Annotated in this window: 11 protein-coding genes; 8 read left to right on the forward strand and 3 right to left on the reverse strand. The window is 38.7% G+C overall.

All coding sequences use genetic code 11. From position 1 onward, the window contains the following. Positions 1-1006: 1006 nt before the first annotated feature. Positions 1007-1522 carry a short-chain dehydrogenase gene (locus ACFIKR_RS02135; RefSeq protein WP_375635590.1) on the reverse strand — a complete coding sequence of 172 codons (516 nt, stop codon included), beginning with the start codon at positions 1520-1522 and terminating at the stop codon, positions 1007-1009. 18 nt (positions 1523-1540) lie between these two features. Next, a complete protein-coding gene (locus ACFIKR_RS02140) occupies positions 1541-2104 on the reverse strand; it encodes an NADPH-dependent FMN reductase (protein WP_375658642.1) in 564 nt (187 codons plus the stop codon). A 135-nt stretch (positions 2105-2239) separates the two neighbouring features. Between ACFIKR_RS02140 and ACFIKR_RS02145 the strand changes: the two genes are divergently transcribed. The 8 genes from ACFIKR_RS02145 (at position 2240) to ACFIKR_RS02180 (ending at position 8314) form a co-directional block, all read left to right on the forward strand. Further along, positions 2240-2404, forward strand: coding sequence for a hypothetical protein (locus ACFIKR_RS02145; RefSeq protein WP_375658643.1), 165 nt, complete (start codon positions 2240-2242; stop codon positions 2402-2404). Between the two features lie 432 nt (positions 2405-2836). Continuing rightward, entirely contained in the window at positions 2837-2989 is a 153-nt protein-coding gene (locus tag ACFIKR_RS02150; protein WP_375658644.1) for a hypothetical protein, read from the forward strand. A gap of 60 nt (positions 2990-3049) precedes the next feature. Continuing rightward, positions 3050-3607 (forward strand): hypothetical protein, encoded by a 558-nt coding sequence (locus tag ACFIKR_RS02155; protein WP_375658645.1) that lies wholly within the window; start codon positions 3050-3052, stop codon positions 3605-3607. Positions 3608-3879: 272 nt separating this feature from the next. After that, a complete protein-coding gene (locus ACFIKR_RS02160; protein ID WP_375658646.1) occupies positions 3880-4302 on the forward strand; it encodes a hypothetical protein in 423 nt (140 codons plus the stop codon). Between the two features lie 46 nt (positions 4303-4348). After that, complete coding sequence (locus ACFIKR_RS02165) at positions 4349-4537, forward strand: hypothetical protein (RefSeq protein WP_375658647.1); 189 nt, start codon at positions 4349-4351, stop codon at positions 4535-4537. Between the two features lie 493 nt (positions 4538-5030). After that, positions 5031-5978: a DUF6990 domain-containing protein gene (locus tag ACFIKR_RS02170; protein WP_375658648.1), complete on the forward strand. Its 948-nt coding sequence runs from the start codon at positions 5031-5033 to the stop codon at positions 5976-5978. Between the two features lie 784 nt (positions 5979-6762). After that, positions 6763-7140, forward strand: a complete 378-nt coding sequence (locus ACFIKR_RS02175) for a hypothetical protein (RefSeq protein ID WP_375658649.1) — start codon at positions 6763-6765, stop codon at positions 7138-7140. Positions 7141-7150: 10 nt separating this feature from the next. Further along, entirely contained in the window at positions 7151-8314 is a 1164-nt protein-coding gene (locus ACFIKR_RS02180; RefSeq protein ID WP_375658650.1) for a DUF6990 domain-containing protein, read from the forward strand. An 891-nt stretch (positions 8315-9205) separates the two neighbouring features. On the opposite strand, the gene ACFIKR_RS02185 is transcribed toward ACFIKR_RS02180, so the two are convergent. Beyond that, positions 9206-9529, reverse strand: coding sequence for a hypothetical protein (locus ACFIKR_RS02185; protein WP_375658651.1), 324 nt, complete (start codon positions 9527-9529; stop codon positions 9206-9208). Between the last annotated feature and the right edge of the window lie 570 nt (positions 9530-10099).

The raw sequence follows: 10099 nt of genomic DNA on the forward strand, positions 1-10099 counted from the left end.
GTTAATCAAGAGCCGTGAGGGTTGTGGGGCGGTTGGGGAGAAGAGGGTGCCAATGAAGGCGTAAAGGTTGGATTGTGAAATGCGTTAAATTTGAGAGAAGGTTTTCGTATCTTTGGTATATCTTGTATATGATCAGTGGGTTTTATTTATAAGGCTTTAATTTAGCTCAATCCACCACTTGTTTTTTGAGTTTAATGGCTTGAAAGTTGACGGTTTTTTATTTTACGTTTTCTTATTTGCTGTCGTAAAAATGAATTTAAAGCAGGCGTGCGTGCTAATTGTGTTTTCTTATCGGTTTTTTTTCGGTTTATTGCGATACTTTTTTATTATGCTTAGCATTGAGGGTGCTTTTTGTATGCTGGCTGTAAGGGTGTCTAATTTTCATTCGGTTCTGATATGGTGTTTGTTATAATATATCATCCCATGACGTCATAAAATTCTGTTTTGATATAAGCTTTCTTGGTACGTTTAAGTGTTGTTTTAAGGAGCGCGTTGAAATTTCTTTAAAAAAGCTTGTCGAGTATGAGTATTACGGGAAGACTATGAGCGGGAAATCAACTCGAACCTGCTAAAATTTGAACTGTTGAAAGAGAAGTTTTTTGTGGGAACCTTACGCTCCGTAGAAATCGTTGTTCTTTGAGGTGTGGGGAGAAAGGTCAGCTTTAAAATAGACAAAAAATTCTAAACACAATTTGCTGTTTTAAGTTTTATGCCATGACGCCTTATAACATAACGCCCCATAAGATTATGCTGTCTAAGTCCCGTGAGAAGGGAATAAGCCCGTGTGAAGATCATAAACTGTCAGAGGGGGATAAGCCCGTGTGAGAAGGGTAAAAACGTTTGGTTTTGGGGCTGTTGATATAAGGATGCTGTTTGAGAGGCGCAGGGAGGGGGATTGTTCGTTCGCAAAGCCTATGATGTAAAGAGTATGGGGGGACTCAAGAGGATGTTCGGGTATGGATAGAGATTGAAGGGGCACGGCTTCTTTGCAAAGCATAGGTATTGATCATAAGTTTTGTTTATTCATATGATTTTTTATGGCTTCCAGTATCTGTTGGCTTATCTCCTGATGAGTCAGCCATCGTGAACCTTTTGGGGTTGTTTTTTGTCCTAATTGAATGGGGATGAAATCAACCTTGTTTTTGCGCGCGCACTCGATGACCATTTGATCATGAGTGTTGGAACCAAAAATATGAAGAATACATGGTGGTGTAGGCAAAAGAGCTAACTGCTCAATTAATGCGCAAGAAAATGCATGGGCAGGCGAATGAATCCATAATATGCAATATTTTAGATCATGCCATTGCTTCACAGCTTCTAAAAATTGTGCCTTTGATGTCGCACAATCATAATCCAACGGCACGCACAACTGTTTGTTGTGCAATGCCTCAAGCTGGACTTTATGAGAAAAAAAGCGTGCAGCAATAATCACTTCTTGCGGCTCGAGTGATTGACACAAAGGGGCAAGCATCCCTGTGCCCCCTACCACTAAATAACGATAGTGCGCACCCTTTTTTTTCATCCCCCCTCCCTTTTTGCTTTAAATCACACTTCGGTGCTTTAAAAATGTACACATTTCATCAGCAAGCCTTTCACAACGTGTTTGTATCTCTTCACTGATAACTTTCCAAGTACGACCGTCATCATCTGAGGAAAAATCTTCGGGGGAAGAGGCGATTTGACATTGGAGTGCATAACCATAAAGCGTGCTCACCACCGGCAATAAATGCTCACACGGTTGTGTGCATTTTTGGGCGGTACTCCCATGAGAGATAAGCCCAACAGGTTTATTTAAAAAGGCATTATAAGCTAAATTATCAAGAGCATTCTTTAAAACACCCGAATAAGACCCTTGATAAACGGGGCTTGCTAGAATAACGCCATCAGCCTCTGCAATGGTTTTTACAAACTGGCGAACCGCAGCACTTGGATTAGCCTCAACCTGCTGATGATAATCTGGATCTGTCATCGGTAAGGGCTGTTCACGCAAATCAACCCAATGAAGTGATGCACCCCGCTTCATGAGGCAATCTGCTAAATAACTGGCTAAAGTTCTTGTTAATGAAGGTTGACGCACAGACCCCAAAATAATTGCTATATTCAATAGGATTCTCCTTTATCTTTTCCAGAAAAGCCTATAACGCAAGGCTTAAAAAGAATTGTGAGTGAAATGACGCGTATCATTATGCTGTTCATAAAAAGCAATTGTGATGATACCGCATAGTTATAGAATCAATCCATGCTAACAAGATTGTTGACAAAACAACACCTCAAACGTGAAGAGAAGGTTAGTGCTTTCATTAATATTAAAACGCTTGACCTCAAAAGTAGCGGCTGTCTTGCTGTTTTAGAAGCATTTTTTATGAATATATTCTTAGCTATTGGCTTGCAAGATTCCCAATGAAAAATGGAAGATATCGTTATATTTTGATTTATAATGATCATGGATCCTTTTTGATTGGAATAAGAGAGTTATAAGATTTTCTTATTTCAAATGCTCTTATTGCGCGATCATTTGCGCATCAATGGAAGTTCCTTTTTTTATGTCTTAAGTGGGGGGCGGAAAACAAAAGAATAAAAATGCTTCTATTTTTATCAAGGGATAAGGGCTATCGTAGAAGCCTAGATATGGCTGTTGTAAGAGCAGGGGTGGGTTTGGTTGTAGGGGGGGAGAAGCCCCCTTAGGGTGAGGCTATCGTAGATGCGGTGGGCGGCGTATGTGAATGGCGCTGGATTACACTTTTTATTGAAACAATGGTGGTGATAGATTTTATCGTAAAGGGGATATATTCATGGGGGCGCTACTGTTATCCCCTTCATGGGTGTTGTTCATGAAATGGGGTGGACGCGCGTTGGTTTAGAAGTGTTGAGAGGTATTTTTTTAAAACAAGCACGTGAATTGGCAAAATTGAAGTATTGGCAACATAAATATACAATACGAGTCTCTGGGGGTGTTCTGTTTGACGACAATGGACGGAATTTTACTTGAGAGATTGTTCGTGTCCTTATAAAAGTCAAGGACAAACAGTTGTATAAAAAGGAAGAGCAAATGAAGGGGGAAAATTCCACATTTTATAACAAACTGTGCTCTGTTGTTTTTGGAAAATCATTTCGTTCTTATAAAGATCATATTATCATTTGTCTTATTTCTATCCTTATTGGGATAGGTCATAAAGCTCTTTTGATCCCATTAGAATCCAAGTGGTCGTTGAGTGTATCGCAGGATAGCGCTCTTTTGGCGCTCTTTGTGCTGCGTGAAGTTATCATGGTGTGTGTTGTTGCCTTGATGCCTGTTTTATTGGTGTTTTATCTCATCTTAACGTATTTGTTGAAAAAAAAGATTCAGCTGTTAGAAGAGCCTATCCAGCAACGGGGTCACACAACCGATCAACAAAATAATCCAGTAAAAAAGGATAGAGAAAAAATAATCAGTTTTTTTATTGCATACCTTTGGTTGATATTTCTGCTGGAAGTTTTGTTTCCTGCGGGTGTTGTCATGCTCATTTTGGAATTTTACTATTTTGTTTTCAAGCGCGTGAGAACGTATTGTAGAGTGAGACGGGTATTAAAACGTGTAAGAAAAGAGAGTGACAAGGCGCTTTTGTAGCTATCGTGAGGAGTAAGAGGCAATGTTTGGAAGCTCGTGATACAAGAAGAGGGGATTGGATGGTTGGAAAATCATCAGGCAAAGAGGATAGCCTATTTTCGTTTGTAATGAGGAGGATGCTCTTCATCATTTGGAAGAGCAACTGCGCTTTTAGAAAGTCGGGGTTTTTTGTTGAAAACAAGGGAAGTGCCATGCATCGCACTTTTAGTGGTTCTTAAAAGAGCGAGCATGAGATAAAAAAATGCGTTTTTCATAAAAAAAAAGGAAGAGCAATGAAGGGGAAAAATTCAGCATTTTGTAATAAACTGTGCTGTTTTTTTGGGAAAGAGTATTCTTCTGCGCGAGAGTATGTTGTCATTTATTTCCTCTCCCTCATTATTGAGCTATGGAACAGGATTTTCTTTCTTGAGCTGTGGAACAGGATTCTCTCTCTCTCATCCTTGGATAGCAAAGAGTACAACATTTTCTCTCTTGAGCTGTGGAACAAGATTTTCTTTTTCCAATCCTTGGGTAGCAATGGGGAATGGACAGGGTGGCAGGATACACCCCTTTTTCTCTCTGTGTGCGTTTTGGCAAGTTATTGCAGTGTGTGTTTGGATCTTGTTTCCAGTTATGTTGATACTCTGCATCATATTGTGGCGTTTGTTGGTAAAAAATACTCGGAAATTGAAAGAAATAAACCAGCAACGGGGTAAAATAATCGATCAAAAGGATCGGTATAAAGAAAAAGTGAGGTGGAAAATGGACAATATTTTTGTTGCAATATTTGTTCTCGTGCTTCTGTTCGTGACAATGTGGGTTGCTGTTATTCCCATGATGATTTTACAACTTTATTATGGTGTCTTTAAGCAGGTGAGAACGTATCGTTGTTTAAGAAAAGAATTGAAAAGCGTCTTGCAAGAACAGGATACAGTGTTTGAGAAGTCATGAGAGGGGGAAAAAATATTGAAGAAATTATGAGAGATTCAGCCTTTATAGGGATTGCTCTCTATACCATTTTGCCTCTGATATGTTTTGGTGCTCTTTCATGAGGTGTCCGTAAATATTGCTCTAAGGAGCAGTGTTGAGGATGGCATTGAGGGGAAGAAAAGCCGATTATGGACCATTATTGATTAAAGAGAATGAGAGCCGTGGGGTTTAGAGCCTAGAGTGAGCGTTTGGGACTTACTACATCGTTTGAAATGTGAGGAAAGAATGGTTTTTCTAGCAGGTGATCGCGATATATGGGTTGTTTTCGTATTTTTAGGAGCCTTGTTCATTCAAGCTTTGAAATGAATCCTATTGAAGTGGGGATGCAGGGTCATTTTCTTGAAAATAGGGGAATTTGCTTGAAAAAAAACTGAATTGTGACTATCGGTTACAGATTGGCGCGGTTTGAAAATCTTCACTGTTTGAGGTGTGAGGAAGGTAAGGGGTAAGATCCATGCGGGATAAGAAAATTTCTGAAAAAAGCAAGAAAGAATCGCTTGATGAGGGGGAATTTTTAACCATACAGAGTGCAACAGCGCTTTTAAAAAGCTTGGGATGGTCGGTGGAAATCGAGGGAAAAGGAGATCATTTGGCAACTCTCTTTTTACCAGATCGTGAAGTGCAGTTTCTCTATAACGAGCAACGAGAGGAAGAATTTTCGCCCTTTGATCGCGGACTTTTAATTATGAGCGGTATTTTCGCTGCGGCGTGTCAGACGATTAATCCTCATAATTCTGGGGTTTTGCCAACAGTATTTATGAATTTTGTATCCAATGGATTGGAAATTTTTGAAGAAAAAGTGAGCGCCCAGCTTTTAAAGAAAACTCTCGATAAAACTTTAAAATGGACAATGGAAGATGATTCTTTGCATGAAATGTTTCGCTCTCAATATAGTCTTCCTCCTTGGGAAAAAGGCTCTTTATCTTGGGCATCGGATGATGACATAGAGTTCGCACCTTATGCTTTGCTGCATCTTGCAGCTCTTGCCTTGCTGGGCGATGTTGAGACTTTAGCTTCTTATGATGAAAGTTTTACGGCAGGGGAAAAGCTTGGCTTTGATGAAACCATTGAAAAAGTTCATTTGGAACGCGCGATGGTGATCGCTCAAGAAGTGAAAAGGGAAGGAAAGTTCAGTTACGATCTTCTGAAACGGGTTGCTGAGAAGTGGTCTATAGCCATGGACTATCAGCTTTTCAGAGTGAGATCCCCTGATACGTGTAATCAAAAACGAGATTTTCATAAAAAAATAGTCGAGGAGAAAAAACAAGAATTAAGGGAACAAGGATTTGAAGGGGTGAGTGATGAACAGCTCGTGCTTGAAATAGAAGGGGTAAAATATTCTCCTGATATTATTTATATTAAAGATGGTGAACCTGCATTTATGGATATAAAAATTGATTAGTTTACTCTTCTGTTGAAGAAAAGCACTTTTATTTAAAAGATGTGAAAGCGCTATGATTGAGGCGCTTTCACACCTTTCTTACCAGAGCAAAATAAAGTGTTCGAAAAATCAAGAATAATAGCCAAGATTTTAAAAAATAGACTAAAAATGGCTTGATCCTCAAGAATAGGGGAGAAAAAATCGATTATAAATTCTGCGATCTTCTTCAAGACGGTCCTTTTTTTGTTAGAAAATGCTTATAAATTATCGCTTATTCAAGCGGTATGAGGGAAGGCCTATTAACTAAAGTGGTATGAGAAGGGGAGCTTAGGGGGAGAGCCCTCATTATTTAAGATGTGGGACAAGTAAAAGAACGGTTTTTCTAGCAGGTGATCGCGATATATGGGTTGTTTTCGTATTTTTAGGTACCTTGTTCATTCAAGCTTTGAAATGAATCCTATTGAAGTGGGGATGCAGGGTCATTTTCTTGAAAACAGGAGAATTTTCTTGAAAAAAAACTGAATTGTGACTATTGGTTGCTAATTAGCGCGGTTTGAAAATCTTCACTGTTTGAGGTGTGAGGAAGGTAAGAGGGTAGCAAGGTACCACGAATATTATTATTTTTATTATAACGCAAGCCATAACGGTTTGTGCATTTTTCTTGATTCCGGTGATATTTGGATTTCGCATCATCATAATGCGTAAATTGGAAAAAAAGATCCAGAAACGAGAAGAGGCAATCTCTGTGGGATAGCAAATAAGCTCTCTGTCGCACGGGTCTTTTCAAAGAGTGAGAGGGGAATACATGAAGGAGCAAAATTGGGCATCAGAGCAAGAAACGCATAAAGGAGTGCATTCTTTTTCGCTCCAGCAAGCGTTGCTCTCAGCAAAGGATTATAAAGTGATCTTTGTTATTGCTGTTATCATTATCATCTGGAGAATGGTTCTAGAAATACCAGATGTATTAAATTGGCAGCTGACAGGGTGGCAATATGTTGTGCATGCCATTCTCTTTAAAACGACGGTCGCCATAACGGTCTGTGTCATTATTTTTATTCCGGTTATGTTACGGCTTCGCACCAAAGTGACGTGTGAGTTGCAAAAAAATATTCAGAAACTAGAAGAAGCAATCTCTGTAGGAGAGCACATAAGCTCTCTGTCGCACGGGCTTTGTAAAGACTGAGAGGGGAAAAATGAACAGTGATCCCATAGCAGTACTTCTATTAGATCCCGTGTTCTGGGTATTTATTATTATTTGCATGATCATTATCATGCTTGTTTTAGCTCTTTATACCTCTGTTTTTAAACGGATGAAAATGAATTTCCAAGTGAAAGGCGAGCTGGAAAGAGTGCTTAAAGAAAATGATCTTGCAACGCAGCAGTTTTGGAAAGATGAAGCCGTGGTGCAGGAGAGGCGTTTGCAACTAAAGAAAAAAGAGTTCTCTGCCGATTATGATGATGATGAAATTCTCACGATAGAAAGTGCAACAGGGCTTTTAAAAAGCTTGGGATGGTCGGTGGAAATCGAGGGAAAGGGAGATTATTTGGCAACCCTCTTTTTACCAGATCGCGAAGTGCAGTTTCTCTATAACGAGCAACGAGTAGAAGAATTTTCGCCTTTTGATCGCGGACTTTTAATTATGAGCGGTATTTTTGCTGCGGCTTGTCAGACGATCAATCCTCATAATTCTGGGGTTGTGCCAACGGTATTTATGAATTTTGTGCCCAATGGATTGGAAATTTTTGAAGAAAAAGTGAGCGCCAAGCGTTTAAAGAAAGCACTCGATAAAACTTTAAAATGGACAATGGAAAGTGATTCTTTGCATGAAATGTTTCGCTCTCAATATAGTCTTCCTCCTTGGGAAAAAGACTCTTTATCTTGGGCACCGGATGATGACATAGAGCTCGCACCTTATGCTTTGCTACATCTTGCTGCTCTTGCCTTGTTGGGCGATGTTGAGACTTTAGCTTCTTATGATGAAAGTTTTACGGCAGGGGAAAAGCTTGGCTTTGATGAAACCATTGAAAAAGTTCATTTGGAACGCGCTTTAATGATCGCTCAAGAAGTGAAAAGGGAAGGAAAGTTTAGTTACGATCTTCTGGAACGGGTTGCTGAGAAGTGGTCTATAGCCATGGACTATCAGCTTTTCAGAGTGAGATCCCCTAATACGTGTAATCAAAAACGCGCTTTTCATAAAAAATTAATCGAGGAGAAAAAACAAGAATTAAGGGAACAAGGATTTGAAGGGGTGAGTGATGAACAGTTCGTGTTTGAAGCAGAGGGGGTAAAATATTCTCCTGATATTACTTATATTAAAGATGGTAAAATCGCGTTTATGGATATAAAAATTGATTAGTTTATTCTCCTGTTGAAGAAAAGCACCTTTATTTGTTGAAGAAAAGCGCCATGATTGAGGCGCTTTCACACCTTTCTTACCAGAGCAAAATAAAGTGTTCGAAAAATCAAGAATAATAGCCAAGATTTTAAAAAATAGACTGAAAATGGCTTGATTCTCAAGAATAGGGGAGAAAAAATCGATTATAAATTCTGCTATCTTCTTCAAGACGGTCCTTTTTTTGTTAGAAAATGCTTATTCAAGCGGTATGAAGGAAGGTCTATTAACTAAAGCGCTATGAGGGAAGGTCCATTGACTAAAGTGGTATGAGAGGGGGAGCTTAGGGGGAGTACCTGCGTCATTTGAGATGTGAGACAAGTAAAAAATGTCATTTTTGAGCAGTGTTAAGGTCTTTTGCCTTTGAGGTGTTTTTGTCTTTTTAAGCAGTCCTTGCCAATTAAGAAGCGCTTGTTAAGCTTCAACAGCGGTTTAGTATGGTGATATTGATACAAAAATTTATGGTATTTTTGTGTTTTTCAGTCTGCTTCATGGAGCTTTGGAAGCAAATCCGATGACGTAGGGGATGCAGGGTCATTTTCTTGAAAATAGAGGAATTTACTGGAAGAACAAGAAGAACAAGAAGAACAAAAGGATTGTGGACCCTCATTGACTAAAGCGCTATGAGGGGAGCTTAGGGGGAGGGCCCTCATTATTTGAGATGTGAGACAAGTAAAAAATGTCATTTTTGAAGGCGGTGATATTTAGCCAATAAAAATAAAAACACAACAAAAATTAAATTAAAACATCGGAAAAATTAAACTAAAAAAGGCCCCATTTTAAAAGGGGCTTTTTATTTAAATTTTACAATATACACAAAATGTATATAATCTTATTTTAAGAAATTTTTGTATCTTATACTCTAGCGGAAACCAATTGTATAAAATATATAATAATTGATCCTAAAAAACCAGCTATTGCATTCAATAAACTTTTTCCTTTTTCGTATATATCGTTTATTGATGCTTGTTCTGATGCGCTTCTATTATTTACTCTCAGTATATTCAATGTATCCGATGTGTCCCTTACTTGTTTAACAAACTGTAAATTTGTTTTCTCAATAGTATAAGGTGCAACAATAGGAGAGGGTTCTTTATTGACTATACGATCAGAATTTTGAATCGCGAGAGCTAAACCACTTGTAATTGCCCCCGCTATGAAAAAATATCTGATATTCATAGTTTTTCTCCTATATTTATTTCTATAAATAAATATCGATATGGATCATACATAAATTCGATTTAAATAACTATAGTAAAAATACAACAGTCATAAAAAAGAATAAAGTTTGTCTACATTTTGACAAAATTTACCCTTAATTGCCTTAAAGAATTCTTTCAGATTCTATTTTATGAGGGTGTAAAAAAGTTTGAAAGCTCTGTAGGGAAGTGGAATCCCATAAGATGGGTGATACAATAGTTGCTAGCAAACTTCTTTTTTGTGCTTTTTAGCAAAGATTCATAAAAATGAGGGTTCATAAGAATGAGATGCGATGAAAGTTGAGTAAAACCCCTGAGGGGAAGGATGCACTCTTTTGAGGGCTTGGAGTGCATCCTCTACAGTTTGGATGCTGCTTCATGAGGGTGGGCAGTATCCCGTTGAGGGGAAGGATGCACTCTTTTGAGGGCTGGAGTGCATCCTCTACAGTTTGGATGCTGCTTCATGAGGGTGGGCAGTATCCCGTTGAGGGGAAGGATGCACTCTTTTGAGGGCTGGAGTGCATCCTCTACAGTTTGGATGCTGCTTCAT

The organism is Bartonella sp. MR30HLJHH (assembly GCF_042194195.1).
Lineage (GTDB): Bacteria > Pseudomonadota > Alphaproteobacteria > Rhizobiales > Rhizobiaceae > Bartonella > Bartonella grahamii.